We start from the raw sequence: 24,324 nt of genomic DNA, 5'->3' as shown, positions 1-24,324 counted from the left end.
CAGCGGTAACGAAATGCCCCCTCTGGTGCAGATGACTGAAAGTCCGCCTTGACCATCCGCCTTCTTCGCACCCTTGTTGCCGTCGCCGACGCCAAGACGTTTTCAGCGGCGGCTGAGGTCGTTCATGTCACCCACGCCGCCGTCAGCCAGCAGATGCAGGCGCTGGAGGCTGATCTTGGCGTCGCGCTGTTCAACCGCGCCACGCGCACGCCGGAACTGACGCCGATTGCCCATCAGATTGTCGCGAAAGCCCGCGTGCTATTGGCGGATTATGACGGCCTCGTGGCCTCGGTCCTCGATGAAGACGGCCTTAGCGGGGACCTGCGCCTGGGCGCTTTGGGCACAACGCTGACCGGCCTTACCCCCCGCGCCATGGCGGTCCTGAAAGACCGTTTCCCCGGCATCGGCCTCCACATCCGTCCCGGTCTGACCGGTGAACTCCTGGCCGATATCGAGCGGGGCGCCTTGGACGCGGCCATCGTCAGCAAGCCCCACCTCCTGCCTCCGCGCATCCACTTCCGGCCCTTTGCGCAAGAACCGCTGCAACTGATCGCCCCGTTCGATGAACCCAGCGATGATCCGTTTGAACTGCTGCGCATCCGTCCGTTTATTCGCTTCAATCGCAATGCCGTGCTGGGCACGTTGATCGAGAACTGGATCCTCTCCAAACGGGTCCAGGTCTCCGAGGCGATGGAGCTGAACAGCGCCGAGGCGATTTCGTCGATGGTGCAGGCGGGTCTGGGGGTGTCGATTGTGCCGGACCTTGCGGTCAAGCCGCAGGATGGTGTGCAGGTGAAACGTCTGGCACTGGGGGGCGACGCCCCGATCCGCGTCCTCGGCCTCGCTTCCCACAGGGACCAGATCAAACCCCGCGTCATCGATGAGGTCTTCGACGCCCTCATCAGCGTCATCCCGGATGGGCAAACGATCACCCCATGACGCCCGATCTCATCATTTTCCTGATCCTGGGCGCGGCGGCCGGGGGCTTCATCAACGGGCTTTCGGGCACCGGCACGGCGCTTTTCGCGCTGGGTTTCTACCTCGTGGTGTTGGACCCCGTGACGGCGGTGGCTATCGTCGCGCTGATGTCCGTAGTGGCAGGCGTGCAAGGCGTCTGGGTCGTACGTCGCGCGATCCTCGCCAATCCACGCCGCTTGTTGCGCTTCGTGTTGCCGGGGCTGTTGGGCGTGCCTGTCGGGGTCTGGCTGCTGAACGGTCTGGATGCCAGTGTCTTGCGCCTTGGCGTGGCGGGGTTCCTGATCGTCTACGGCGGATATTTCGCCGTCCGCCGTTCGTTGCCTGCGTTCTCTCGGCCCACACCTGTCGCGGATTGCGTCGTGGGCGGAATTGGCGGCCTTCTGGGCGGGGCGGCGGGCATGTCGGGGGCATTGCCCGCAATGTGGATGTCGCTTCGCCCCTGGACCAAGTTCGAGACGCGCGCGGTGCTGCAACCGTTCAACATGGTGATGCTGACAACGACGGTTACGCTTCTGTTCCTGCGGGGTGCCTACGTAAGCGCGGGCCCGGCGCTGCTGATCACCCTTCCTACGGGGCTGATTGCGGCGCAGATCGGCATCGCCGTCTTTCGCCGCCTGTCAGACACCGCGTTCCGCTGGGTGTTGATCCTGCTGACCCTCGCCATGGGGATCGGGGTTGGTGTCAGCGAGCTGTTCTAGATCACCTCATCCGTGCGATCATCACTCTCGCCATAGCGCTTCAACGTGGCTGGCCGTGTGCCCTCATAAACCCGCGCGACATTCTCGGCGATCTTGGCATTCTCCCGCTCGAACAGGCAGTCGCCGTTCATGTCCGAGGCGACGATAAACGGCCCCATCTTGTTGCATTTCAGAACCCACATCGCCTGCGCGAGGCCCAGTTCCTCGTTCCAATGGACCGCCTCCACGTTCTCCACCCCGCGCCCGAGCAACGCACCCGTGCCATAGCCCACGGTCGACAGGTAAACCGCCCCGTTGGGCACGAAGTATTCCTTGTAGTCCTTCGAGGTCATGCCCCCCTTGCCAACGATCAGCTTTGCCCCGGTCTTGGCCATCCACTCCGGCAACCACTTGGCAAAGCGGAAGGAGGCCGTGGCCGTCACGGCCCCCATATCAAACGAGCCATCAGGGTTGATCCGAGCGGCGGGGGAGCAATGAAAGTTCGCCGCCGACTGCGCGGGCAACTCCATCGGGATATTCGCCCGCTCTTCCAGCGCGCGCATGTAGACGCCCTCCCGCGCCGTATACATCAGGCCCGACAGGTAGACGACATCGCCGAGTTTCAGCTTTGCAATGTCCGCGTCCGAGGGGGTCGTGGACAGGATGATTTCACGAATGCTCATTCCGCCGCCTCCATCGCTGGTTCCCACTCCACGGTCTCACGCCGCTGATAGTCGGTGAACCAATCCGGGTCCGTGCGATGTTCCACCCCCCCATCCTTGTGGATGCGCGCGACCGCGCGGCGCGACGACAGACAGAAAGCGTGCACGGACATCGGCAGGCCGCCGGTGTGGCAGTACCCCACTTCGATGTTGCAATCGATGACCATGTTCTTGCCCACAAACCCCATGGCACCCATGCCGATAGAGTTCCCAAGCTCCTTGAACTCATCCTCCATTTCCGCAATGCGCGGATCAGAATTCCGAGACCCCACAATCCGCAACGTCGAGGCCCGCTTGCCCAAGGTCATGCAGATATCCTTGGACCCACCCAGCCCGATCCCGATGATCGCCGGCTGACACGCCAAGCCCCGCTTGCCGAACGCCATGAGGCTATCGAGGTAGAACCGCTTGATCCCCTGCACCCCGTCACTGGGGAACAGCATCCGGTAGTCCGTTCCGAACAAACCACCCTTGTGGACAGTAATCAGGTCAATCCATTGGGCACTTCCCTCGCCGGGGGCTGGCGGCTCAAACCCATACTCAATCTCCGGGGCGCCGATGCCGACGTTGTTGTTGTGGTCCGTCCGCCACAGCGGATGCACCCGGTTGGGCCGCAGCGGCACGCCGTTGGTCGCATTCGCCGTGGCCCGCCGCAACGCGGCCTCCAGCGCCACCATGCCGCCTTCAACCTGCGCCTCATTGCCCATCTTCACGAACCAGCGCGGCACGCCGGTGTCGCCACACATCGCGCGGCGGTCCTCTTTGGCGGCCTCGTAATTGTCGAGCATCGCCTTCAGGACAAACGACGACAAATCCCCGTCCTCGGTCCGCGCGGCTTCCTGCAACCCATCAAGGTAATCCTGCGGAATCTCGATGGCGGCTTTGTCCATCAGGCCCTCCGCCACCTCTTGAATCAGCGCGATCGGTATCATTCTGCTCCTCCTTCATCTTGCCCATACAACTCCGGGGAGCGCGAGGGGCAGCGCCCCTCGCATTGGGCGGCCTGGCCAAAGGTCAGGGCGCAACCCGTCATTGCGCCGCCACCAACGTTTCGGGCGCACCTTCGGGCAACACCGTCTCGCCGGGCCGCACGATGGTGAATTGCACCGGCTCACGGCCGACCTTCACCCCATTCCCGTCGATACGCGCGACGGTGAACTCGCTGTCCTCCATGGCGCCCGGTTCGGGGAAGTCTTCGCGGAAATGTGCCCCGCGGGAGTTTTCGCGCGCGATCCCGGCTTTCGTGACCACCTCCGAGACATCACAGAGCGAGCGGAGGTTCAGCCAATCGTGCCACGTCAGATTGAACGCCAGGTTGGCGTCGTCCACGCCTATGTCCATCAGCGCGTTCGACACCTCGGCAATGCCTTTCAGGCCTCGTTCCATCCCTGCCGCCGTGCGCATTACGCCGACTTCTTCCCACATCACCTCCTGCAATTGCTTGCGCAGCGGCAGCACCAGATCGGGCTTCTTCGACAACGGATAAATCGCCCGCTCAAACTCAGCCGCCAGCACGTCCTCATCTGGCTCCCGCAAAGACATCGCGCCCACGTCACGGCCCATCGTGTCGCCTGCAATGCCGCCGTAGACGGTGGAATTCGCAACACCATTGCCGCCCAAACGGTTGGATCCGTGGGCGCCGCCCGCGTCTTCCCCGGCCACGTAAAGCCCCTCCATAGCGGTGCGCGTGTCCACGTCCACGATCACACCACCCATGAAGTAATGAGCCGTCGGCACGACCTCCACCTTGCCAGCGGCCAGATCAAACCCGCTGTCGGCACAGCGCTGGACCATGCCTTTGAACTTCTTGCGCACGAAATCCGGCCCGAGGTGGGACATCGAGATGAAGACCCCCTCCTGCTCGGGATTGTTGTTCTTGCGCATCTCGGCGTAGATCCCACGAGAGACGACGTCGCGCGTCGCCCGTTCACCCTTGCCGTCGTAGTCGAACATGAACCGCGCGCCGGAATGGTTGATCAACTGCCCCCCCGCGCCGCGCAACCCTTCCTCCAGAACCGTGCCAGTCATCCGGGTATGATCGCCCGCCAGCAAGCCCGTCGGGTGGAACTGCACCATCTCCATATCGCGAAGCGACAGCCCCGCGCGCAGGGCCATGGCGAGGCCATCCATCGTCTTGTCGCCCGACGGCGTATGGTACTTGTACATCGTGGGCCCGCCGCCGGTGCCCATCATCACGGTCTTGGCGCGGACAAGACGGAACTTGCCCGTCCGCATGTCGATCATCAGAACGCCCGCCAACGCGGATCCGTCCTTCGTCGGGATCAGCCCCACGGCGCGGTGCTCTTGCAGCTTCTCGACCCCGCTCGCCAGGACCTTCTCCATCAGGCGGTTGATGATCTCGATCCCCGTCAGGTCGCCCTTGTGGACGGTGCGATCCGCCGTTTGCCCGGCGAAGGCCTTCTGGTGCAGCGAGCCATCCTTGTTGCGGTCGAAGAAGCAGCCGACCTCATTCTCCAACTCGCGGATGCGCACCACGGCCTGTTCGCACAGCCGCCACGCCATGTCCTGATTGGGCAGCCATTTGCCGCCGTTGATCGTGTCCATGAAGTGCCGCTCCACGGTGTCGCCGCCGCCGAGCGCCACGTTATAGCCGCCCTGTACCATTCGCGTGCAGCCGCATTTGCCGATCAGGCCTTTCACGGCGATGGTGATCTTGGTGCCTTCGGGCGCGGTTTGTTGCGCATGAAGCGCCGCGAAAAGGCCAGCGCCGCCCGTCCCTAAGATCAGGATATCGGTGTCATGGCGTTCGATATCGGAAATGCGCATCAGATGGCCTGCATGAAGAAAAGTGTTGCAATGAAGAAGGACAGGGCGGCGGCGGCTGCGGCGAGGGTCTTTTGCGGGCCGTTCCACGGCAGCCACTCCATCGCCATCAGGCGCAACCCGCCGAACATGTGCACGGCCAGCAGGAACACGAGGCCGAATTCCGCGACCTTCAGAAGGTTCAGGCGGGTTATCTCGGCGAAAGCATCAAAGCGGGCGGGGTTGGTCAGTGTCATCGCCATCACCCAGAAATGTGCGGGCAGGAACAGCGCCAACGCCAGGCCCGACAGGCGGTGGATGATATACGCCAGCCACAGGGGGTGGGCGCGGTTTGCATAGGCTTTCATAGGCCACCTCCAAACGTCACGGCCCAGACGGCGCGGGCGCCGAGCGCGAACAGCCCCGCGCCGACGACCCACATCAGCACCTCCAGTGCCGGACCTTTCACCCCGCCCCATTCATGGACAACGGCGCGCAAGCCGATGGCCCCGTGGATCGAGACGGCCGCCACGAAGGTGCCGTAGAAGGCGAACCACGCCAGCGATCCCTGCGTGCGGCCCAGGATTTCCTCCGCCGAGATCCCGCCCTGAATTGCGTAGATCATCACCGCAAGGTGGCCGATGACCAGGGGTGCCATCAAAAGCGCGGTGATCCGTTGCAGCATGTAAAGCCGTATGGTCAGCATCTCAGCGCCCCCTCCGGAACCAGTTCTTTGCGGTTTCCCGTTTCAGCCCCGCAATCGCCGACATCGGGTCCAGATCGTTGGGGCAATACGCCGTGCATGACCCCATCGAGTGGCAATTGTGGCATCCGCCCGTGCCCGACACCGCGTCGAGAATCGCCGCGCGGCCCTCGTCCTTCGTGTCATTCAGCAGCGTCCAGGCCCGCTGCAACGCCGCCGGGCCAAGGTAATCCGTATTCCCCGCCACCGTATCACAGGCCGCGTAGCAGACCGAGCAGTTGATGCATTCGATCCCCGCGTTTGCCTCTACCCGGCCTGCGCTGCTCTCGTCGACCGGGGCGATGGGATCATCGCGGGTCAGGCCACCATGGTGGACCCCTTCGGCGGCGACCCACTTGTCGAAGAACGGGTCCATATCCACCGCCAGGTCTTTGATAACAGGCAGATTCCTCAACGGCCCAATCGTGACCTCGTTTCCTTCCAATACCTTGGAGATATGGGTCCGGCAGGTCCAACGCGGTACGCCGTTGACCATCATCGCACAACTGCCACACATGCCGACGCGGCAGGCGAAACGGTAGCTCAACGTGGGGTCGGCATTCTGCTGAACCCAGGACACGACGTCGAGGACAGTCTGGCTGTCGTAGGCGGGCACCTCGAACACATCCTGGCCCGCGCCACGCTCGATTGTCACTTTCAGAACGTCTGTTGTCATACTGGCCCGTGCTTCCCATTCCGGCTGGCTTCATGGCAGAGTATATCGGACAGTGCAGCTTTATGAATGCGATAATTTCTTTATCTTCTTGTAAGCAAGCCTAACGAACTGCGGAGAGCCACATGCCACAAGACCCCCTCCCGGCCCGCTACGGCGATGCGCCCGACATGGTCCAAGATGACTTATTGGCCTCCATGGCCGCACGGGGGTCGTGCCGGATGTTTCAGGATCGCGCCGTGCCCGACCCGCTTTTGCAAACCCTCTGCGCCGTGGCGTTGGCCTCGCCCACAAAAAGCGACCTGCAACAGCGCGATATCGTCTTGCTGACGTCGGCAGATGTTCGGGAAGAACTTGCGCGCCTTGTCGGCGGGCAGGCTTGGGTTGCGGGGGCGCCGATGCTCGCCGTGTTCTGTGGCAACAACCGCCGCCAACGGCTTTTGCACCAATGGCACAACATCCCCTTTGCCAACGACCATCTTGATGCGGTGATCAACGCCACCGCTGATGCGGCCATCGCTTTGGGCGCGTTCGTCACGGCGGCAGAGGCAATGGGCCTTGGATGCTGCCCGATCAGCGCTGTGCGCAACAGGGCGCGCGCCGTCGCCGACTTGCTGCACCTGCCGGACCACGTCTTCCCCTTCGCGGGGCTGGCGATTGGCTATCCGGCGCAAACGCCGCCGATTACCCCGCGCCTGCCGCTGTCTGTGACCGTCCACTCCGACCGATATCGCGAAGACAATCTGCAAGAGGCTGTCGCCGCCTACGACAAGACCCGCCCTTACGCGACGCAACGTTTCCCTGATATCTTCGGCACATCGGACGCCTACGGCTGGTCCGAGGACAAAGTCCGCCAATACAGCCAGCCGGAACGCGCTGACTTCGGGGCCTACATCCGGTCCATCGGGTTCAAGCTGGATTAAGCGGTGAAATCCGTGATCACCGCCGTGCCCGGCGCGGTCGGTCCGCCCATGGCACGCAACTCGGCGCTGGCATCCGATAAGCCCACTTCGCGTGCGACCATCGGGCTGATGTCCACGTCGCCGCGCTCGATCATGCCCAACAGCGAGGGGTACTTCCAGGCGGGCATGCCGCGCGTGCCGTAGAACGCCAACTGCTTGGAATAGATCGCACGCATGTTGATCTCCATCATGCCATCGCCCGAGGGCATGCCGACATGGACGTGGCGGCCAAGCGTGGCGAGGCATTCGACCGAGGCATTGGTTGTGGCCGCGATCCCCAGCGCCTCGACCGAGACCTGCGCACCGCCGCCCGTGATGTCCCGGATCGCCTCGGCCGCATTGACCTTGGCCGCGTTCACCGTGGCGTCCGCGCCATGAGCCACGGCGTGGGCCAGCTTGTCGTCAACGATATCGACGACCACAACTTGCGCGCCCAACATCTTCGCCAGCAACAAGACTGACAGCCCGATGCCGCCGGTGCCATGGACGGCGACCCATTCGCCTGCCTTCACGTTGGCACGGTCGGTCAGGGCATGCCACGCGGTTGTCACCCGGCAGCCAAGGCCTGCCGCCAACGCAGGCGTCAGGCTCTCGGGCAGATGAACGAGGTTGTGATCGTACGGGACGGCGACGAATTCCGCGTAAGCGCCGGGCGTCCCGAAGCCGGGGACAATCTGATCGGCGCAGGTGTTGGACGCGCCGGTCTGACACGCGGGGCAGGCGCCGCACCCAAGGATGAAGGGCGCAATCAGCCGATCACCCACCTTGTGGTGCGACCGCGCACCGGCCTCGACCACCGTGCCGCAATACTCGTGCCCCATGATCGAGCCGGCGACGACCTTCGGATGCCCGCCGACCCAGCCGTGGTAGTCCGACCGGCACACGCCGCAGGCCGCGACCTTCAGCACGACGCCATTCTCGGGGCAGACCGGGTCCGGCACCGTTTCAATGGACAGATCCTCGTTGAACTCTCTGACAACCGCTGCGCGCATCATGCCGCTCCCGTTAATCCGCCGATCTTCTCGCGCGCGATATGGCGCGCCACGAATAGGGCCATGATAGCCCCAGTCGCGGCGGCAGTGGAAGTGCCGAACCAGACGCCGATTTCGGACATGCCGAAATAACCGACGTAGAGCCACACGAAAAAGGCCACCCCGAAGGCTTGGCGGTAAAGGCTGATCCACAGCGACCAGATCGGGCGCTTTGCGGCTTGCAGGAAGGATGTGATCGAGAAGTGGATAAGGTAGACATAAAGCATTACAGAGCCCACGCGCAGGTAGTCCCTGCCTACGCGAATGACCTCTGCATCATCGGTAAAGAGGCTGACGAAAAAGGGACCGGCAAACCACAACATGGGCCCCGCGATCATGGCGATCACGGCGCCCGCCTTCCAGCAATAGAACATCGCCTCTCGCACCCGATCAGGGTTCTTGGCGCCAAGGTTCTGGGCCGCAATGGGCAAAAGCGCGCTCGATAGCCCCATCAGCGGCAAGATGATCAACTGCTCCAACCGGATACCGATGCCATAGCCTGCAACCGCATGCTCCCCGAAATCCTTCAGGGCAAACTGCACCACGACGCCGGCAAGGATCATGATCAGGAAGGCAAAGCCCGAGGGGATGACCTGTTCCACGATCTCCCGGTAGCGGGGCATATCGGGCACGAAATGGCGCGTTTCCGTCGCCTCCATCGTATCGAGGAGGACGACCTGACGGATCAGATACACCATGACGCCCGTCTGGCTGACGATGGTCGAGATGGCGAGGCCGGGAAAGCCAAGGCCATCCCAGATGCCGGGAATGCCGAACATCAGAAGGGGGTTCAGGGCGAGGTTGGCGAAGAAGGCCACCACCAGCGCGCGGCGCATCGATCTGCCATCGCCATGGGCCTGCAAAATGCCATTCGCTCCTGCCGCGACGATGAATCCCGGCAGCGCCAGCGTCAGCAGGCGGAAATAGGTGATCGCCGTGGTCTGGTATTCCGCATCCGCCGACACGAATTCGATCAGTCTTGGTCCGTACCACTGACCTGCGCCGCCAAGGATCACGGCCCCCAACAGCCCAAAGCTGATACCTTGTGCGCAGTACCGCCGCGCCAGCCGGTTGTCGCCTTCGCCAAGGGCGTTGCCAACCAATGCGCCCATGGCCGCACCAAGACCCACGCCAAGCGCCATGGACAGAAACAGGATCTGGAACCCCAACGATAGGCCCGCCTGCGCTGCCGTGCTGACAAGGCCCGCGAAATAGACATCCACGACGTTGTAGAGTGTATTGAACAACATCCCCACGGCTGCCGGAATGGCCAGCGCCCAGAAATGTTTCGGGATGGGACCCTTGGTCAGGTCCTTGTCAATTGCCGCCGCCATTCAGGAGTTGGCGTAATAGCCGACGACATCGCCGTCGGTGGTTACGCCAAGCCCGTTGAGCAGACGATTGACGTAGCAGAAATAGCCGACGATCTGGTTGATCTCCAATATCTCTCCGTCGCTCCAACCCGCCGTGCGCAGCGCCTCCACATCCGCCTTTTCCATCGCCCCCGGATGCAGCGTCAGCTTGCGGGCATGGACCAGCGCCTCCAGATGCTTGCCCTCGAACGCCTCGGCCAGATCGCCCTTCAGCGCCGCTTCCACGGCATCGGCCCGCGTGTCATCGCCGATCAGGTGGCGCGCATTAGCCCAATGGTTGGCATAGGAGTAGGGGCAATCGTTCAGCACGGACACCAGTGATGCGATCACTTCCTGAAACCATTCGGGGATCGTGTTGCCATCGTCATGCAGACACGCCCGGTAGAGCGTCACATGCCCATCCATTGTCGAGGGGCGCAGCGAATGCACCCGCATCACGTTGTCCACCGTGCCATGGGGCGTGCGTGCCTTGTCCAGCGACGCCCGAAGCCTCTCGTCTGCGTTTTCATCTGAAATCATTTCAATCCAGGCAGACATGTCAATTTATCCTTGCGCGGGTGTAAAAGTGCAATCTTTGGCGATAGGCTTCATCTCAAGGGGCCCTGATCCCCGATGCCCTCGCATAAGGTAAAGAAATTGCCGGTAAAGCAAGCCTACCCTTCGCCCCGATCCAGCCTAGGTCTGTTGCGAATGCGTCAGAGAGCCGGGACCTATCCACGATGAACGACCAGCAAGTGATTATCGAGGCGACGCACCTCGACAAGTTCTATGGCGATTTCCATGCGCTGAAAGATATCAACTTGAGCGTCCATCAGGGCGAGAAGATGGTCGTCTGCGGCCCATCGGGGTCCGGCAAATCAACCCTGATCCGCTGTTTCAACGGGTTGGAATTCCACAACTCCGGCACGCTTGTGATCGACGGGATCGAAGTCCACGAGAACGCGAAGGAAATCCGCCAGCTGCGCCAAAACGTCGGCATGGTGTTCCAGCAGTTCAACCTCTTTCCCCACCTCACGGTGCTGGAGAATCTGACCATCGGCCCGATGAAAGTCCGCGGCCTTTCCACCTCGGACGCCGAGGCCACGGCGCGCAAGTATCTTGACCGGGTGCATATCCCGGAACAGGCCGACAAGTACCCCTCGGCCCTGTCGGGCGGGCAGCAGCAGCGTGTCGCCATTGCACGATCCTTGTGCATGGAGACCAAGATCATGCTCTTTGATGAACCCACAAGCGCCCTTGATCCCGAAATGATCAACGAGGTTCTCGACGTGATGGCCGAGTTGGTGGACACTGGCATGACCATGGTCGTCGTCACCCACGAGATGGGCTTTGCCCGCAAGGTCGCCGACACCATGGTGTTCATGGAAGAAGGGCGGATCATCGAGACGTCCCCGCCCGAGCAGTTCTTCACCAACCCCTCGTCCGAGCGGTGCCGCATGTTCCTTGACCAGATTCTGGCGCACTGATTTGGCGATGGTCGACCATACGCCGCGTCACGTCCCAAGGGGCGCGGCCTTGCCGCAACCCTCTGCGGTGCAGCGGGTCTTTGGCTCCACCGCCATGTCGGTGCTGATCTACCTGGGTGTCATGGCCGCGATCATCTACGGCTCGTACACCGGGGCCCAGAACATGGGCTACAACTGGCAATGGTCCCGCGTGCCCCAATTCCTGTGGACGTTCACCGACGACGGATTTCAGCTTGGTGAGATTTTCGAGGGCCTTTGGGTGACGCTGCAACTGTCGGCGACCGCCTTTGCGCTGGCCACTGTCCTTGGCCTGCTGATTGCCCTCCTGCGCCTGTCGGATCTGGTGATCGGGTCCGCCGTCGCGGTGGCTTTCCTGGAATTCAACCGCAACATCCCGCTGCTGGTCCTGCTTTACCTGTTCTACTACGTCCTTGGCCCCATCTTCGGGTTTGACCGTTACTGGGCCTCTGTCCTGACGCTGGCCGTGTTCCACTCGGTCCTGATCTCGGAGATCTTTCGCGCGGGCATTAACGCTGTGGACAAGGGCCAATGGGAGGCCGCGAAATCCATCGGCATGACCGAGGGGCAGACCTATCGCTACATCATCCTGCCCCAATCGGTGCGCTTCATGCTGCCGCCGATGTTCGGCGAGGTTGTCCACCTGATCAAATCTTCGGCCATCGTCTCCGTCATCGCCGTGGCGGAACTTACCACGATTGGCCGCAACATCATCTCGGACACGTTCCTGAGCTTCGAGATCTGGTTCACCGTGGCGCTGGTCTACATGGCCGTCACGCTGATCCTTTCCATCGGCGTGTCGTTTGTGGAACGACGATATGCCCAAGACTAACCAACTAAACGATCCAACAAGGAGACTACCCATGACCTTATCTCGCAGACTTTTCGGTGCCGCCCTGGGGGCCGCTGCCGCCATGACGACGCTGCCCGCCACGGCGCAAGACACCGCGCAAATGCTGGCCTCCGAGTCGGTGCTCACCACGATCCAGGAAGAGGGCGTGATCCGCGTCGGCCTGTCGATCTTCACGCCATGGTCCATGCGCGACGTCAACGGCGAGTTGATCGGCTTTGAACTGGACGTGGCCCGTGCCCTGGCCGAAGACCTCGGTGTCGAGGTTGAATTCGTGCCCACCGCTTGGGACGGCATCATCCCCGCGCTTCTGGCGGGCAACTTCGATGTCATCATCTCGGGCATGTCGGTCACGCCGCAGCGTAACCTGACGGTGAACTTCACCGATCCTTACGCCTATTCCGGCATGGCCATCCTCGCCAACATCGAGATGACCGAAGGCATGACGATCGACGATTTCAACTCTCCCGACATCACCTTCGCGGGTCGCCGGGGCGCCACGCCCGCCACGGTCATCGCCGAGATGTTCCCCGAGGCCGAGCTGCTGCTCTTCGACGAAGACGGCGCCTCCACCCAGGAAGTCCTGAACGGCAACGCCCACGCCACGATGTCCTCGCAGCCCACCCCGGACCGCGAAGCGCGCCTGAACCCAGACGTGCTGTACGTGCCGTTTGATGAACTGATCAACCCAACCGGTGAGGCGTTCGCGCTTCGCAAGGGTGACCCGGACGCGCTGAACTTCTTCAACAACTGGATCGCCGCGCGCACGCGTTCCGGCTGGCTGGAAGAGCGTCACGATTACTGGTTCGTCGGTGACGAATGGGCAGATCAAGTTCCTGAATAAGACCTTATCGGGGGGGCGTTCGCGCCCTCCCACCCCCTTCGAAAGCCGCTTCCATTGACAAAGTTCTTCAAACGCCTCCGCTGGCCGGATTACCTGATCGCAGGCCTGCTGGTCGCGTTCTTCGGGTACATCGCCTATGCGATCGAGGGCACGCTGAACTACAACTGGCGCTGGCACCTGATCCCCAATTATATCGTCGGCTGGCACACATCGCGCGAGGAGTGGTTTGCCAACCTTCTTCTGCAAGGCCTTGCCGCGACAATCCGCATCTCCATCTACGCCAGCATATTGGCGCTGATCTTCGGCACCATCCTCGGCATTGCGCGTTGTTCCGGTAACCTGACGATCCGCATGCTGGCGCGGACCTATCTGGAGTTGCTCCGCAACATTCCGCCCGTTGTGGTAGTGTTCATCTTCTTTTTCTTTTTATCGCAACAACTTATCGACCTGCTCAACCTTGAGCGATGGGCGAGGGGCATCGCCCGCCAAGACGACATCGCGGTGTGGGAGTTCTTCTTCGGCGAGATGCGCCGCTTCCCCTCCCTGATCTCGGGCGTGATCGTCCTGGCCCTGTTCGAATCCGCCTTCGTCGGAGAAATCGTCCGCGCCGGTATCCAATCCGTCCCCAAGGGCCAGCGCGAGGCCGCGCGGTCCATCGGGATGAGCCGGGGCCAGGAAATGCGCTACATCGTGCTTCCCCAGGCGATGAAAAAGGTCGTGCCGCCGATGGCCAACCAGTTCATCACGCTGATCAAGGACAGCTCCATCATCTCTCTGATTTCCGTGCAGGAGCTGACCTACAAAACGGTCGAACTCGTCGCCTCCACCCGGATGATCTTCGAGGCCTGGATCACCACCGCCGCCTTCTATTTCATCATCTGCTTCGGCCTCAGCCGTCTGTTCGCGAGGCTAGAGAAGGGGCGGAAGAAGGGGTGATAATATGCGCCCAATAGCGAAGACCCGGATCAGGAAGATATAGACGAACCCATGGATTTGGTGCCGCTGATCGTCTTTCTTTTGTTCATTGCCGTCATCGTTTGGCTGTTTGCTCTTATCGGCGGCATGGCAAGTGATCGCGGGCACAGCCCTTGGCCATGGTGGTTTCTTTCAATTTTTTGGTCGCCGTTCGGGACGATCTTTGTCCTCTGGCTGTTTTTCAGGAAGGTAGATCGCCTGGATGAGGATTGGTGACGGCTCCCATACGGCGTGATTCCGCTTGAATCGTGCCATCTCAAGCCCTCCGCAGATAACCCTTGCTTACCTGCACCAGCCCGCGTAGACGAGCCAAGTTACGTTACCTCTATCGCTTATCTGCTCCTAACGGCTCAGTGACACGATCTAGCACTGACTGGCCGAGCTGCCGCATGTCGCGGGCAGTGATTTATCAGGAGACTTACGATGGCTAATGGCACCGTAAAATGGTTCAACTCTACTAAAGGTTTTGGTTTCATCGCCCCCGAGGGCGGAGCCAAGGATGTGTTCGTTCACATCTCCGCGCTTGAGCGCGCCGGCCTGACCTCGCTGGAAGACAACCAGAAAGTCACGTTCGACATCGAAGCCGGCCGTGACGGCCGCGAAAGCGCCGCCAACTTGGCTCTGGCGTAAGCTGAAGCCCTTCACAGGGCGCAAGCTGAAGTGAATTTCGGGCGCATCGGAAACGGTGCGCCCTTTTCTAGTCCCAGACATGGGCGCACGCAGATTGCCAAAGTGCAAGCTGGCGCTTCACACCAACACCTGCACCATCCCCCCCTCGACCCGAACCTCATAGGTCAGCATCGCCCGCACCGCAGGCGCGCCCACGGCCCGCCCATTCCGGACATCAAACGCCCCCTGATGCAGGGGGCACTCGATGACGTGCCCGTCGAAATATCCGTCGCATAGGTCCGCACCGCCGTGGTTGCACAGCGCCGCTGACGCAAACAGCCCGCTCGGCGTGTCGTAGATCGCCAGAAGCCGCCCACCGACCTTGACCCGCGTCACCCAGCCCTTCTCCAACTCAGCCACGGGAATGGCGTCCCCCCACGCCTTCTCACGCGGCATTATTTGCCCTGATCTGTCGCCATATATCGCGATGCGCCCCGATGTAGCCACCGGGCTCCACATGGATGTGGTCCTTCAACGTCTCGTGCAACCTTGGCAGCGCGTGGAACGGGACGGACGACACGTAGTGATGCTCCGCGTGGTAGTTCATGTTCCAGCACAGGAACCGCATCGGCGCAGAGACCAGATTGGTCCGCGTGTTGTCGCTCATCTGCGGCACCGTTGGGCGGCCGACGTGTTCGGTCATGCGGATGAAACGCATGACCGGCTCGCCCAAGATCAGTGGGATGAGCCATAGCCACACAAGACCCCACCAGCCCGTTACCGCCATCCCGGCAATCACCACCGCGTAGAACCCCAACATCAGTCGCGCATCGCGGGCGACCGCCGCCCATTCTTCCTTCGGGATGAAACCACGCTCGGCCTCGGATAACCCGCCCGAAGCATGCCGAAACACCTCGGTGAATTTGGTTTTCCAATAGGGCAGGGCGCTCAGATACAGGAAGTATGCGCCAAACGATGTCGGCATCGGGATCTGCTCTGGATCTTCGCCCGTCACCTGCGTGTAGGTGTGGTGGTCGCAGTGTTCATACCGAAAGAAGCGGTGCGGCAGCAGGATCGTGTAGCCGCAGATCTGTCCCACAACGTCGTTCAGCCAGCGGGTGCGAAAGACGGTGTAATGCACGCACTCATGTTGCAGCGAGAAGTGATGCACTAGGATTACGCCCTGCACGAACATCGCGGGCCAGATCAGCCAACTGTCCCACGCCAGCACCACCAGCGTCGTAGAGCAGGCCAGCATCACCAGCCACAACGCCACGCGCCGCAGCCCCGGGCCATCGCTGCGTTGCATGAAGTCCTTCAATTGATCGCGGGTCAACTTCCCCTCGGCCAGGGCCTGAGTCAGGGGGGTGACGATCGCTGACGTCTTGGACGTTTGCGTCATTCGGAGGTCTCGTATGCTTTAACCGAAGCGGCAGACGTCCTGCGCATCGGGACCGGAGACGGGAGTGCTCCGCACCATGGCCGCCGTCTATCGCCGCCATTGCGGCCAAGTATAAGCCACCGCTCCCGGCGTTCAAGCCCGCGCGAAGGCAGGCGCGGCGAAGCCGATGGCCCTGTCGGGTCGTGCGAACATCGCGGCGATGTCCGGGTATCGGGCAAGCACCTCTGGTCCGCCGGGGACGCGATGCGCATGGAAGGTGCCGTCCTCCCACACAGGCACGCCGTCCAACGTGATTGTCGGGTCAACGACGTTCCAGCTGATTTCGCCGGGCGCTTGTGCACCGCAGGTGTGGAAATGGGCGATGCGGGGGTTGCCGAAAGCTGTGCCGCCCCAACGCTCCACGTGGTCGGCCATGTTCCACGGGAACCCGCATCCGGGATGGATGCCCGCATGCCAGGAATGCACCGCGGTGCGGTCCAGATTGTAGCGTCGGGCCACGTGATCATAGTGGGCCTCGGCGCGGGCCACCTCATGCGCTGCGCCCTCGAACCGCACCAGCCGTCCTGCGTCGAGCCGCGCAAACAGCGGCCCGTCAAGGTCCAGGTGATAGGGGGTGTAGTAGCGAGAGCCCGTGCCCGTCAGAAACCCCGCCATTGCCACCCGCCCCGAGAACGAATGCGCCGGAATGGGCGCGAAGACCGACAGCGGGAAACGCGTGACCGATGTTTCCGTGCCGTCCATCGCGGGCACCCCGCGCACATCGGTGCCGTTCGGGCAGGTCAGGCGCATCTCACGGGTTCGGCCCAAGGCCCGGTCCGTGGCCGTTTTCAGTGCCTTGAAGCCGTCGTAGTGCCCCGTGCCGAAGGAGGATCCCAATAGCTCCAGCGTGGCCGCGAAACACGTGATGAGGGTCTTGCCCGCTGGCATCTCGGTAAACCTCAACTGGTCGCCAAGGCGGGCCAAAAACACGACGATATCGGCATGCTCCATCTGTGCCAGCAGGGCGGGGGGCAATGTCGGCTTGTCGGGCTCGAACCCTACATCGACCTGGCGCACATGCAGGCCCAATTCCCGGGCTTCGCGCGCCACGCAGGCTGCTACCTTGTCGTCGAAGTAGCCAAGTGCCGGGGGCTCCACGGCGATCAACAGGCTCTGACCGACCCGCGCCTTGGCGCAGTTCTCAAGCAGGTTGCGGGCGCCAACGGCGGGCGACATGGGCAAAGGCTCCTTTTGCAGATAGTGAGTGCCTACAACTTATGAGGGTGTTTCCTATCATTCCATTTGAAAGAGTTAATGAGTTCCATTAGTCTCGCTAATATGATCCTCAACCTTCCCTATGCCTCCCTGCGGGCGTTCGAGGCCGTGGTACGCCTTGGTGGATTTTCGGCGGCGGCGAACGAATTGGGGGTCAGCCAAAGCGCCGTCAGCCAACACGTGAAATCGCTGGAAGAATGGCTGGGGCAAGAGCTTTTGGTGCGTGGCGCGCGCACCTCCAAGGCGACGCGCTACGGGGCGCTTTTGGCGCGCGAGATCGATCGCGGTCTTGGTGGCATTTCCGAAGTTTGCACACAGATCCGCACCGCCTCTCACGTGGATACGACCGTGGTGATTTCCTGCCTGCCGGGCTTCGCCTTCACATGGCTATTCCCACGCCTGCTGCGTTTTGACCTGGCGCACCCGGATCTGTCGATTTCCATTGCCACCGACACCGGTGGGCGCCCGTTCAATCCTGCCGATGCCGATATCGGTATCCGCTACGGCCACGGAGAATTTGCCAACCTGCGTGTCGATCATTTGATGAGTGAGCGGCTTTTCCCCGTTTGCGCCCCCTCGGTCGCTGTGACCCTGACAGACGTGGCCTCCCTGGGAAGTCACACGCTTCTGCAAGACGAGATTCTCAATTTCGGCTCTGCCAATCCGTCGTGGGAATACTGGGCCGAGGCTTGCGGCGTCCTGCTGCCGTCCCGCGCCCGGACACGGCGTTTCGGGCAGTCCAACCTGGTGCTTCAGGCCGCGATCGAGGGCCTGGGCGTGGCGCTGGGGCGTGAACCCCTCGTGTTGGATGCCCTCGCCGATGGTCGCCTTGTGCGGCCCTTCGCGCAGATCACCCGTTCGCCGCTGTCCTACTGGCTGGTAAGACGCGAACAGACCGACGACAGCCCCAAGGTGCAGGAATTTCTCAAATGGATCAAAGAAGAGGCGGAAAGCCAGCCCGATATTCCCGATCCGCTTAATAAGTGCGCCTAATGTGAAGCATTAACGATATCGGATGGATTGCGGGGCCGCGGCCCCGCATATTCAACCCAAACGAAAGGTCCCGCCCATGTTCCTGAAAAACTGTTGGTACGTCGCCGCATGGAGCCATGACATCGACCGCACCCTGCGGGCCGAGACTTTCCTTGGCGAGCACATTGTCCTTTATCGCAAGCAAGACGGCACCCCCGTGGCGCTGGAAGACGCCTGCCCGCACCGCAAACTCCCCCTCAGCGATGGCGCGCTGAATGGCGATGCCGTCGAATGCGGCTACCACGGGCTGACCTTCGATTGCGCCGGGTCCTGCGTTGCGGCCCCCACCCAGAAGGACGCCATTCCGGCGCGTGCGCGGGTCAAATCCTACCCCGTCGTCGACCGCTACCGCTTTACCTGGATCTGGATGGGCGACCCGGACCGCGCCGATCCTGACCTGATCTTCGACATCCCCAACTTCGACGACCCCACCTGGGGCAAGACCGATGGTGGCGTGTTGGACATCGACTGCAACTACCTTTGGGTCGTGGACAACCTGCTGGATCCGTCCCACGTCGCGTGGGTTCATGTGACCAGCTTTGCGGGCGGCGGCACCGACGGTGCGCCACTGGACGTGAAGAAGACCGACCAAGGCGTGCAAGTCACGCGATGGATCTTCGGCCAGCCCCCGTCGCCCTATTACGAGAACCTGCTGGCCTTCAACGGCCCCTGCGACCGCCTGCAACATTACGAGATGACGCGCCCCGCCATGGCGACCAACATGTCGATCTACACGCCGCCGGGCACGGGGGGCTATGGCTCCACGCCGGTGGCGGACACCTTCATCAACGTTTCCTACAACTTCATGACACCGATCACCGAGGACAAGACCCGTTACTTCTGGTTCCAGCACCGCAACTCCGAGCCCGACAATCGAGAGATGTCCGAGACCATGAACAAGGGTGCCATCATGGCCTTCAACGAAGACAAGGCGATCCTGGAAAAGGTCCACAAGGGCATGAAACACGCGGTCACGCCGCATATCGATCTGGGGCTGGATGCCGGGGCGAAGACGTTCCGGCTTGGCCTTGCCAAGGCGATCGAGGCCGAGGGCTAGCGGGTTTCCAGGTAATCCAGCACCTTCATCCACCGGATCACGTATTTCATCCCGAACACCTTCATTCGCCGCAGGGGAATGCCCGCAACCTGCGTCACCGGAAACGGCAAATCCTCGGGGCGCGCGCCCAGGATGCGCTCTGCCATGACCCGGCCCATGACGTTGGACATCGCCACCCCGCGGCCGTTGTAGCCCAAGCCCACGATCAGCCCGGCCTGCGGTTCGTGCAGATGCGGCAGGTGGTCTTCCGTGACCGCGATATTGCCGCCCCAACGGTGGGGCCAGGATACGCCGCGTAGCTGGGGAAACACGCGCTCGGCATCCTTCACCAGCCACTCGAAACCTTTCAGGCCGCCTTTGCCATCGGGCTCTCCGTGACCGCCATAGACCATGCGATTGTCGGGCTCGCGCCGCGCATACATGATGACCCGGCGCGAGTCCGAGATCGTGTGCCCCTTGGGCAGGATGTCCCCCATCACGTCCTCGGGCAGCGGCTCGGTGGCGATCTGGATCGGGCTGACGGGCAGGATCGACGCCGCCAGATCCTTCACCAACCCGTCCGTATACCCGTTTGTCGCCACCACAACCCATTCGGACTTCACCGCGCCGCCGTCCGTGCGGGTGGCCCACGTCTTCGCTTCCTTCAAAAGCCTCGTTACCGCGCTCTGTCCGTATATCGCGACCCCGCGCGCCTTGCCTGCCGCTGCCAGCCCGCGTACGAACATAAGCGGATGTACCGCGCCGCCCTTGGGGTTCAGCGTGCCAGTTCGGTAAGCACGTGTGCCCGAAATGGCGGCGACAGCGTCGCGGTCGATCACCTGCATCTCGGCCCCCACGGCGTTCCACTCGGCAATGTCGGCGCTGGCTTTCGTCTGCGCCGCCTTGCTGTGATGCACGCGCAACCAGCCGTTCTGGCGGGCTTGGCAATCGATCTGATAGGTGTTGATCAGATCGAAGACCTCATCCGCCGACCCCAGCGACTGTTCGGCCAGCTTTTCGAACGTTCGCGCGCCGACCATGGCCTTCACCTGCGCCGGAGAGTTGAACGGCAGCATCGGGTTGACCTGCCCCCCGGTGCGCCCCGAGGCACCCCAACCCACTTCGCCCGCGTCCAGCACGACGACCCGCAATCCCGCCTCCGCCAGCGCCAGCGCCGCGCGCAATCCGGTGTAGCCCGCGCCGATCACGGTGACATCGGCGGTGACCTCTTCACGCAGTGGCGCATGCGCCTCTGACGTTGGGGCGGTGTGCTTCCAAAGCGAGTTGGGCCAAGGGATCTGAGCGGTCATCGTAACACTCTCCTTCCGGGATCGAGCGTGGCTATTGTGCGGTCACCCGCCCGACGGTCAAGGCCTGCCTCAGGTCGCAACATGACCAATCTTTTGGCGATCTTTTCAATCCTTGGGCTGTCGGTGCGCAAAGGTACAGACTCTGCTTGGCCGCCATTTTCACGCCATCTGGCCCTATAGAATCTCCTTGACGCAAAGAAACGCAGACGCCTAGCTTCCGCACGCGGAGCCGGGGTTCCGTGCAATGACAAGGTGGGGCGAAATGCGCCGGAACTGAAAAGAAATGAGTCCAGTGCCGTGTCCGCCGAAACAACAAGACTATCCCGACAGGAGAGACCTGATGAAAAAGACAATCGCATCGTTGCTTGCGGGCACCGCCATTCTGGCGTCCGGACAAGCCGCGCTGGCCGACGGCCACATTGAAGAAATCACCGTCGCCTATTTCCTCGAATGGCCGCTGCCGATGTACGACGCATGGGCCAATGGCGAGTTTGACGAGGCGCTTGGCGTCACCATCAACTGGGTGTCGTTCGAGACCGGCACCGCCATGTCCGCCGCAATGGCATCGGGCGACGTGCATATCGCCGTTTCCCAGGGCCTGCCGCCCTTCGTTGTCGCCGCATCCGCGGGCCAGGACATCGAAGTCGTTGACGTCGCCGTGACCTATTCGGACAACCAGAACTGCGTCGTGCGCTCGGATCTGGAAATTGACGCCGACAACGCGGGTGAACTTGCAGGTCGCCGCGTCGCCGTGCCGCTTGGAACCGCTGCCCACTATGACTTCCTGCGCCAGATGGAGCACTTCGGTGTCGATCTCGCGTCGCTGGAAATCGTCGACATGGCGCCGCCAGAAGGTGCTGCCGCCTTGTCGCAAGGCGCCGTTGACTTCGCTTGCGGCTATGGCGGCGGCTACACCCGCATGCTGGAGTACGGCAACATCCTGTTGACCGGTGCTGAAAAAGAAGAAGTCGGCATCCTGGTGTTCGACGTGATCTCTGCTCCGGCCGAGTTCGTGGCCGAGAACCCCGATCTGGTCGCCTCCTTCCTGGCCGTGACCCAGGCGGCCAACGACCGTTGGAACGAAGCACCCAATGACGAAATGCTGGCCAACATCGCGCAGCAGGCCGGTATGGATCTGGAAGCGGCCCGTGCTGCTATTGCCACGATGGCGTTCCCCTCGGGTGAAACCGTGCTTGGCCCGATCTGGATGGACGGCGGCATGGCCACGTTCATGGCAGGCGTTGCCGGTGTGTTCGTTGAAGCAGGCTCCATCGACGGTGCGCTGGACGATTACACCGACCGCGTGAACCCGGGCCCGCTGTCCGAGGCCATCAACTAAGCGGCGCACGCCCAAGGGGTCCGGCCACCGTTCCAACAGGTCGGCCGGGCCCTTTTTCCTTTGCGTTCCCTCAGACCTCTGACACGGAAGGGCCGCTTATGACCGGCTTGGCCATTCGGAATATCTCCATGCGCTTCGATCTGCCTGGAGGCGGCGCGGTGCAGGCGCTGCAAGATGTCTCCCTTGACATTAAACAAGGTGAAATCATGTCTGTCCTCGGCCCGTCGGGCTGCGGCAAGACCACGCTTCTCAACATCGTCGCAGGCTTTCTTGCCCCCACCGAGGGCGTGATCGAGCTGAATGGTCACGCGGTCCACGGCCCCGACGCCGAACGCGGCATGGTGTTCCAGAAGGGCGCGCTGTTCGAGTGGATGTCCGTGCGCGAAAACGTCAGCTTCGGGCCCCGCATGAAGGGCCAGCGCTCGGCGGAATACAGCGCCAACGTGGATCACCTTCTCGACGTTGTCGGCCTGCAAGACTTCAAGGAAAAGGCGATTTACGAGCTGTCCGGCGGCATGCAGCAGCGTGTGGCCCTGGCCCGCTGCCTTGCCAATGACCCTGACGTTATCTTGATGGACGAGCCCTTGGGCGCGCTAGATGCGCTGACCCGCGAGAAGATGCAAAGCCTTGTGCTGAAGCTCTGGAAAGAGACGGGCAAGACCATCATCCTGATCACCCACTCGGTCGAGGAAGCCCTGCTTCTGGGCGAGCGTCTGATCGTCATGGCCCCGCGCCCGGGTCGCATTCACAAGGAATACGAATTGCCGTTTGCCGATGCCGGCGTCGATGCCGACCTCCGCGAGGTCAAGAAGGACCCCCGGTTCCATGAGGTCCGCGAAGAAATCCTTGGGATGATCTGGGACATGGAAGAAGAAATCATGGGCCGGACGGAGGCAAGCGCATGAAAAATAAACACGCGGAGGCAGCATCATGATTCCCCTCCTTATTTACATCGCCATTTTCATCGGCGCCTTCCTTGCCGTCCGCCTGATCGCGGGCGCCGTGTCGCCCACCGGGTTCGGCTCGCTCAAGACGGTGACCTTCGGAGACGAAAGCGCCGTGATCCCCGATCGCCGCGCCTCGGTCATTTCCGTGCTGGCGCTGTTCTTCCTGTGGTGTTCGTTCACCGGGTCGATCCTGATCCCATCGTTCCTGCACATGCCGGGGCCGCCCCTTGGCCTGCATTCCTTCACCCACACGGTGCAGGATGCCGAGGGAAACACCGACGACGCTACCGTCACCTTCCTTCTGTGGGAGGCCGAGTTTGACGAAGACGGCAATGAGTTGCCCGAGCCCGAGCCGCCCGTGGTCGAGCCGGGTGATGGCTTCGCCCTCAACGACAGCCTGACGATCGAGGCCTACGGGTCCGAGCTGGCGCGCCTGCAAGACAACGATCTACTGACCCGCGACGATGGCACCACGATCATCGCCGTGAACGGCCAGCCGATTGTTGGCGGCGACCGGCTTGATCTGGACTTCGGCACGGTGACCATGTCAACGCGCGGCTCGATCAACATCCTGCCCGACCAGGGCCTTCAGATGGAGCCGATCTGGCTGCCGCCCCCGGAAGACGTCTGGGGCCGCCTGATCGAGATCAGCACCGAAGGTTTCCGCAACTTCACCCTGCTCGAACACCTCGGCTACTCGCTGTTCCGGGTGGTCGTGGGCTTTGCCTTGGGGGCGCTGGTCGGCATTCCGCTTGGCTACGCCATGGGCCTTTCGAACTGGGCGCGGGGCTGGTTTGACCCCATTGTCGAGTTCATGCGCCCCGTGCCGCCGCTGGCGCTGATCCCGCTGGTCATCATCTGGGCCGGGATCGGCGAGCCCGGCAAGATCGTCTTGTTGTTCCTTGCGGCGCTGTGGATCATGGCGATTGCGGCGCGGGCGGGTGTGTCCGGCGTCAACATCTCGAAGGTCCACGCGGCCTATTCGCTGGGGGCCAGCAAGGCGCAGATCATGCGCTACGTCATCGTCCCCAATTCCCTGCCCGAGATTTTCACGGGCGCGCGGGTGGCGATGGGCGTGTGTTGGGGGACCGTTGTGGCGGCGGAACTTGTGGCCGCCGTGCAAGGCGCGGGCATGATGATCATGGTCGCCTCGCGGTTCCAGAACACCGATATCGTGATCCTGGGCATCATCCTGATCGGGATGATCGGCTTTGGCATCGATATCCTGATGCGCATGGCCGAGAAATGGCTCGTGCCCTGGAAGGGCAAAAGCTAACCCGCAAGTCGCGCCAGGCGCGGTCGTTCAAACAAGAAAGGCGCT

General features: G+C 62.3%; 27 protein-coding genes. 14 read left to right on the top strand and 13 right to left on the bottom strand.

All coding sequences use genetic code 11. From position 1 onward, the window contains the following. The first annotated feature begins 48 nt into the window (after positions 1 to 48). Together KUL25_RS13905 and KUL25_RS13900 are read left to right on the top strand one after the other, a co-directional pair. The gene (locus tag KUL25_RS13905; RefSeq protein ID WP_257893483.1) at positions 49 to 939 is read left to right on the top strand and encodes a LysR family transcriptional regulator; all 891 of its coding nucleotides are present in this window, start codon (positions 49 to 51) and stop codon (positions 937 to 939) included. Next, positions 936 to 1,676: a sulfite exporter TauE/SafE family protein gene (locus KUL25_RS13900; protein ID WP_257893482.1), complete on the top strand. Its 741-nt coding sequence runs from the start codon at positions 936 to 938 to the stop codon at positions 1,674 to 1,676. Before KUL25_RS13905 ends, KUL25_RS13900 begins: the two co-directional genes overlap by 4 nt. Here the strand turns inward: KUL25_RS13900 and KUL25_RS13895 are convergent. The 6 genes from KUL25_RS13895 to KUL25_RS13870 all read right to left on the bottom strand — a co-directional run bounded on the left by KUL25_RS13895 (position 1,673) and on the right by KUL25_RS13870 (position 6,558). Further along, positions 1,673 to 2,338, bottom strand: coding sequence for a fumarate hydratase C-terminal domain-containing protein (locus KUL25_RS13895; RefSeq protein ID WP_257893481.1), 666 nt, complete (start codon positions 2,336 to 2,338; stop codon positions 1,673 to 1,675). The genes KUL25_RS13900 and KUL25_RS13895 overlap by 4 nt on opposite strands. Then, positions 2,335 to 3,309 carry a fumarate hydratase gene (locus KUL25_RS13890; RefSeq protein ID WP_257893480.1) on the bottom strand — a complete coding sequence of 325 codons (975 nt, stop codon included), beginning with the start codon at positions 3,307 to 3,309 and terminating at the stop codon, positions 2,335 to 2,337. Before KUL25_RS13890 ends, KUL25_RS13895 begins: the two co-directional genes overlap by 4 nt. Positions 3,310 to 3,406: 97 nt before the next feature. After that, complete coding sequence (locus KUL25_RS13885; RefSeq protein WP_257893479.1) at positions 3,407 to 5,164, bottom strand: L-aspartate oxidase; 1,758 nt, start codon at positions 5,162 to 5,164, stop codon at positions 3,407 to 3,409. Next, positions 5,164 to 5,508: a succinate dehydrogenase, cytochrome b556 subunit gene (gene sdhC / locus KUL25_RS13880; protein WP_257893478.1), complete on the bottom strand. Its 345-nt coding sequence runs from the start codon at positions 5,506 to 5,508 to the stop codon at positions 5,164 to 5,166. The genes KUL25_RS13885 and sdhC overlap by 1 nt, the downstream gene beginning before the upstream one ends. Continuing rightward, positions 5,505 to 5,846 (bottom strand): succinate dehydrogenase/fumarate reductase transmembrane subunit, encoded by a 342-nt coding sequence (locus KUL25_RS13875; RefSeq protein WP_257893477.1) that lies wholly within the window; start codon positions 5,844 to 5,846, stop codon positions 5,505 to 5,507. Before KUL25_RS13875 ends, sdhC begins: the two co-directional genes overlap by 4 nt. A gap of 1 nt (position 5,847) precedes the next feature. Continuing rightward, positions 5,848 to 6,558 carry a succinate dehydrogenase/fumarate reductase iron-sulfur subunit gene (locus KUL25_RS13870; RefSeq protein WP_257893476.1) on the bottom strand — a complete coding sequence of 237 codons (711 nt, stop codon included), beginning with the start codon at positions 6,556 to 6,558 and terminating at the stop codon, positions 5,848 to 5,850. 122 nt (positions 6,559 to 6,680) lie between these two features. On the opposite strand from KUL25_RS13870, the gene KUL25_RS13865 reads away from it, so the two are divergent. Continuing rightward, a complete protein-coding gene (locus KUL25_RS13865) occupies positions 6,681 to 7,478 on the top strand; it encodes a nitroreductase family protein (protein WP_257893475.1) in 798 nt (265 codons plus the stop codon). Here the strand turns inward: KUL25_RS13865 and KUL25_RS13860 are convergent. From KUL25_RS13860 to KUL25_RS13850, 3 genes are read right to left on the bottom strand one after another with little or no spacing between them, the layout of a single operon-like run. Next, positions 7,475 to 8,509, bottom strand: coding sequence for a zinc-binding dehydrogenase (locus tag KUL25_RS13860; protein WP_257893474.1), 1,035 nt, complete (start codon positions 8,507 to 8,509; stop codon positions 7,475 to 7,477). The two genes, KUL25_RS13865 and KUL25_RS13860, sit on opposite strands and share 4 nt — an antisense overlap. Further along, positions 8,509 to 9,882, bottom strand: coding sequence for an MATE family efflux transporter (locus KUL25_RS13855; RefSeq protein WP_257893473.1), 1,374 nt, complete (start codon positions 9,880 to 9,882; stop codon positions 8,509 to 8,511). The genes KUL25_RS13860 and KUL25_RS13855 overlap by 1 nt, the downstream gene beginning before the upstream one ends. After that, a complete protein-coding gene (locus KUL25_RS13850) occupies positions 9,883 to 10,458 on the bottom strand; it encodes a carboxymuconolactone decarboxylase family protein (protein WP_068359901.1) in 576 nt (191 codons plus the stop codon). A 182-nt stretch (positions 10,459 to 10,640) separates the two neighbouring features. On the opposite strand from KUL25_RS13850, the gene KUL25_RS13845 reads away from it, so the two are divergent. The 6 genes from KUL25_RS13845 (at position 10,641) to KUL25_RS13820 (ending at position 14,704) form a co-directional block, all read left to right on the top strand. Further along, the gene (locus KUL25_RS13845; protein WP_282563169.1) at positions 10,641 to 11,387 is read left to right on the top strand and encodes an amino acid ABC transporter ATP-binding protein; all 747 of its coding nucleotides are present in this window, start codon (positions 10,641 to 10,643) and stop codon (positions 11,385 to 11,387) included. Continuing rightward, positions 11,365 to 12,237 (top strand): amino acid ABC transporter permease, encoded by an 873-nt coding sequence (locus KUL25_RS13840; RefSeq protein WP_257893472.1) that lies wholly within the window; start codon positions 11,365 to 11,367, stop codon positions 12,235 to 12,237. Before KUL25_RS13845 ends, KUL25_RS13840 begins: the two co-directional genes overlap by 23 nt. A 31-nt stretch (positions 12,238 to 12,268) precedes the next feature. After that, complete coding sequence (locus tag KUL25_RS13835; protein ID WP_257893471.1) at positions 12,269 to 13,099, top strand: transporter substrate-binding domain-containing protein; 831 nt, start codon at positions 12,269 to 12,271, stop codon at positions 13,097 to 13,099. A gap of 54 nt (positions 13,100 to 13,153) precedes the next feature. Beyond that, positions 13,154 to 14,035 carry an amino acid ABC transporter permease gene (locus KUL25_RS13830; RefSeq protein ID WP_257893470.1) on the top strand — a complete coding sequence of 294 codons (882 nt, stop codon included), beginning with the start codon at positions 13,154 to 13,156 and terminating at the stop codon, positions 14,033 to 14,035. A gap of 51 nt (positions 14,036 to 14,086) precedes the next feature. Next, entirely contained in the window at positions 14,087 to 14,290 is a 204-nt protein-coding gene (locus KUL25_RS13825; RefSeq protein WP_257893469.1) for a hypothetical protein, read from the top strand. Positions 14,291 to 14,497: 207 nt separating this feature from the next. Next, positions 14,498 to 14,704 carry a cold-shock protein gene (locus KUL25_RS13820; protein WP_257893468.1) on the top strand — a complete coding sequence of 69 codons (207 nt, stop codon included), beginning with the start codon at positions 14,498 to 14,500 and terminating at the stop codon, positions 14,702 to 14,704. A 117-nt stretch (positions 14,705 to 14,821) separates the two neighbouring features. Here the strand turns inward: KUL25_RS13820 and KUL25_RS13815 are convergent, their stop codons facing one another. From KUL25_RS13815 to KUL25_RS13805, 3 genes are all read right to left on the bottom strand, one after another. Then, positions 14,822 to 15,139, bottom strand: a complete 318-nt coding sequence (locus KUL25_RS13815) for a non-heme iron oxygenase ferredoxin subunit (RefSeq protein WP_257893467.1) — start codon at positions 15,137 to 15,139, stop codon at positions 14,822 to 14,824. After that, the gene (locus tag KUL25_RS13810; protein WP_257893466.1) at positions 15,129 to 16,085 is read right to left on the bottom strand and encodes a fatty acid desaturase family protein; all 957 of its coding nucleotides are present in this window, start codon (positions 16,083 to 16,085) and stop codon (positions 15,129 to 15,131) included. Before KUL25_RS13810 ends, KUL25_RS13815 begins: the two co-directional genes overlap by 11 nt. 132 nt (positions 16,086 to 16,217) lie before the next feature. Next, positions 16,218 to 17,300: a hypothetical protein gene (locus KUL25_RS13805; protein ID WP_257893465.1), complete on the bottom strand. Its 1,083-nt coding sequence runs from the start codon at positions 17,298 to 17,300 to the stop codon at positions 16,218 to 16,220. Between the two features lie 102 nt (positions 17,301 to 17,402). Between KUL25_RS13805 and KUL25_RS13800 the strand changes: the two genes are divergently transcribed. Both KUL25_RS13800 and KUL25_RS13795 read left to right on the top strand, forming a co-directional pair. Further along, entirely contained in the window at positions 17,403 to 18,332 is a 930-nt protein-coding gene (locus KUL25_RS13800; RefSeq protein WP_068359887.1) for a LysR substrate-binding domain-containing protein, read from the top strand. Between the two features lie 76 nt (positions 18,333 to 18,408). Next, entirely contained in the window at positions 18,409 to 19,428 is a 1,020-nt protein-coding gene (locus tag KUL25_RS13795) for an aromatic ring-hydroxylating dioxygenase subunit alpha (RefSeq protein WP_257893464.1), read from the top strand. Here KUL25_RS13795 and KUL25_RS13790 read toward each other — a convergent pair. Next, on the bottom strand, positions 19,425 to 20,717 hold the full coding sequence (locus tag KUL25_RS13790; RefSeq protein ID WP_257893463.1) for an NAD(P)/FAD-dependent oxidoreductase: 1,293 nt from the start codon (positions 20,715 to 20,717) through the stop codon (positions 19,425 to 19,427). The genes KUL25_RS13795 and KUL25_RS13790 overlap by 4 nt on opposite strands. Positions 20,718 to 21,057: 340 nt before the next feature. Here KUL25_RS13790 and KUL25_RS13785 point away from each other — a divergent pair, with 340 nt between their 5' ends. The 3 genes from KUL25_RS13785 (at position 21,058) to KUL25_RS13775 (ending at position 24,279) form a co-directional block, all read left to right on the top strand. Further along, a complete protein-coding gene (locus KUL25_RS13785; RefSeq protein ID WP_257893462.1) occupies positions 21,058 to 22,056 on the top strand; it encodes a taurine ABC transporter substrate-binding protein in 999 nt (332 codons plus the stop codon). A gap of 98 nt (positions 22,057 to 22,154) precedes the next feature. Then, positions 22,155 to 22,961 carry a taurine ABC transporter ATP-binding protein gene (locus tag KUL25_RS13780; RefSeq protein ID WP_257893461.1) on the top strand — a complete coding sequence of 269 codons (807 nt, stop codon included), beginning with the start codon at positions 22,155 to 22,157 and terminating at the stop codon, positions 22,959 to 22,961. 25 nt (positions 22,962 to 22,986) lie between these two features. Next, positions 22,987 to 24,279, top strand: a complete 1,293-nt coding sequence (locus KUL25_RS13775; protein WP_257893460.1) for an ABC transporter permease — start codon at positions 22,987 to 22,989, stop codon at positions 24,277 to 24,279. Positions 24,280 to 24,324 lie beyond the last annotated feature (45 nt).

It is taken from the genome of Gymnodinialimonas phycosphaerae, from assembly GCF_019195455.1.
Classification (GTDB): Bacteria; Pseudomonadota; Alphaproteobacteria; order Rhodobacterales; family Rhodobacteraceae; genus Gymnodinialimonas; species Gymnodinialimonas phycosphaerae.
The sequence above is the reverse complement of the archived record's forward strand: the minus strand, read 5'-3'. Positions and strand labels throughout refer to the sequence as shown.

Excerpts from the sequence above, each read along its gene's own strand:
- KUL25_RS13780 (WP_257893461.1), top strand. The coding sequence starts at position 22,155 with ATGACCGGCTTGGCCATTCGGAATATCTCCATGCGCTTCGATCTGCCT.
- KUL25_RS13795 (WP_257893464.1), top strand. The coding sequence starts at position 18,409 with ATGTTCCTGAAAAACTGTTGGTACGTCGCCGCATGGAGCCATGACATC.
- KUL25_RS13805 (WP_257893465.1), bottom strand. The coding sequence starts at position 17,300 with ATGTCGCCCGCCGTTGGCGCCCGCAACCTGCTTGAGAACTGCGCCAAG.
- KUL25_RS13775 (WP_257893460.1), top strand. The coding sequence starts at position 22,987 with ATGATTCCCCTCCTTATTTACATCGCCATTTTCATCGGCGCCTTCCTT.
- KUL25_RS13860 (WP_257893474.1), bottom strand. The coding sequence starts at position 8,509 with ATGCGCGCAGCGGTTGTCAGAGAGTTCAACGAGGATCTGTCCATTGAA.
- KUL25_RS13825 (WP_257893469.1), top strand. The coding sequence starts at position 14,087 with ATGGATTTGGTGCCGCTGATCGTCTTTCTTTTGTTCATTGCCGTCATC.
- sdhC (WP_257893478.1), bottom strand. The coding sequence starts at position 5,508 with ATGAAAGCCTATGCAAACCGCGCCCACCCCCTGTGGCTGGCGTATATC.
- KUL25_RS13870 (WP_257893476.1), bottom strand. The coding sequence starts at position 6,558 with ATGACAACAGACGTTCTGAAAGTGACAATCGAGCGTGGCGCGGGCCAG.
- KUL25_RS13890 (WP_257893480.1), bottom strand. The coding sequence starts at position 3,309 with ATGATACCGATCGCGCTGATTCAAGAGGTGGCGGAGGGCCTGATGGAC.
- KUL25_RS13900 (WP_257893482.1), top strand. The coding sequence starts at position 936 with ATGACGCCCGATCTCATCATTTTCCTGATCCTGGGCGCGGCGGCCGGG.
- KUL25_RS13810 (WP_257893466.1), bottom strand. The coding sequence starts at position 16,085 with ATGACGCAAACGTCCAAGACGTCAGCGATCGTCACCCCCCTGACTCAG.
- KUL25_RS13820 (WP_257893468.1), top strand. The coding sequence starts at position 14,498 with ATGGCTAATGGCACCGTAAAATGGTTCAACTCTACTAAAGGTTTTGGT.
- KUL25_RS13885 (WP_257893479.1), bottom strand. The coding sequence starts at position 5,164 with ATGCGCATTTCCGATATCGAACGCCATGACACCGATATCCTGATCTTA.
- KUL25_RS13875 (WP_257893477.1), bottom strand. The coding sequence starts at position 5,846 with ATGCTGACCATACGGCTTTACATGCTGCAACGGATCACCGCGCTTTTG.
- KUL25_RS13895 (WP_257893481.1), bottom strand. The coding sequence starts at position 2,338 with ATGAGCATTCGTGAAATCATCCTGTCCACGACCCCCTCGGACGCGGAC.
- KUL25_RS13865 (WP_257893475.1), top strand. The coding sequence starts at position 6,681 with ATGCCACAAGACCCCCTCCCGGCCCGCTACGGCGATGCGCCCGACATG.
- KUL25_RS13850 (WP_068359901.1), bottom strand. The coding sequence starts at position 10,458 with ATGTCTGCCTGGATTGAAATGATTTCAGATGAAAACGCAGACGAGAGG.
- KUL25_RS13785 (WP_257893462.1), top strand. The coding sequence starts at position 21,058 with ATGAAAAAGACAATCGCATCGTTGCTTGCGGGCACCGCCATTCTGGCG.
- KUL25_RS13845 (WP_282563169.1), top strand. The coding sequence starts at position 10,641 with ATGAACGACCAGCAAGTGATTATCGAGGCGACGCACCTCGACAAGTTC.
- KUL25_RS13815 (WP_257893467.1), bottom strand. The coding sequence starts at position 15,139 with ATGCCGCGTGAGAAGGCGTGGGGGGACGCCATTCCCGTGGCTGAGTTG.
- KUL25_RS13855 (WP_257893473.1), bottom strand. The coding sequence starts at position 9,882 with ATGGCGGCGGCAATTGACAAGGACCTGACCAAGGGTCCCATCCCGAAA.
- KUL25_RS13835 (WP_257893471.1), top strand. The coding sequence starts at position 12,269 with ATGACCTTATCTCGCAGACTTTTCGGTGCCGCCCTGGGGGCCGCTGCC.
- KUL25_RS13800 (WP_068359887.1), top strand. The coding sequence starts at position 17,403 with ATGATCCTCAACCTTCCCTATGCCTCCCTGCGGGCGTTCGAGGCCGTG.
- KUL25_RS13790 (WP_257893463.1), bottom strand. The coding sequence starts at position 20,717 with ATGACCGCTCAGATCCCTTGGCCCAACTCGCTTTGGAAGCACACCGCC.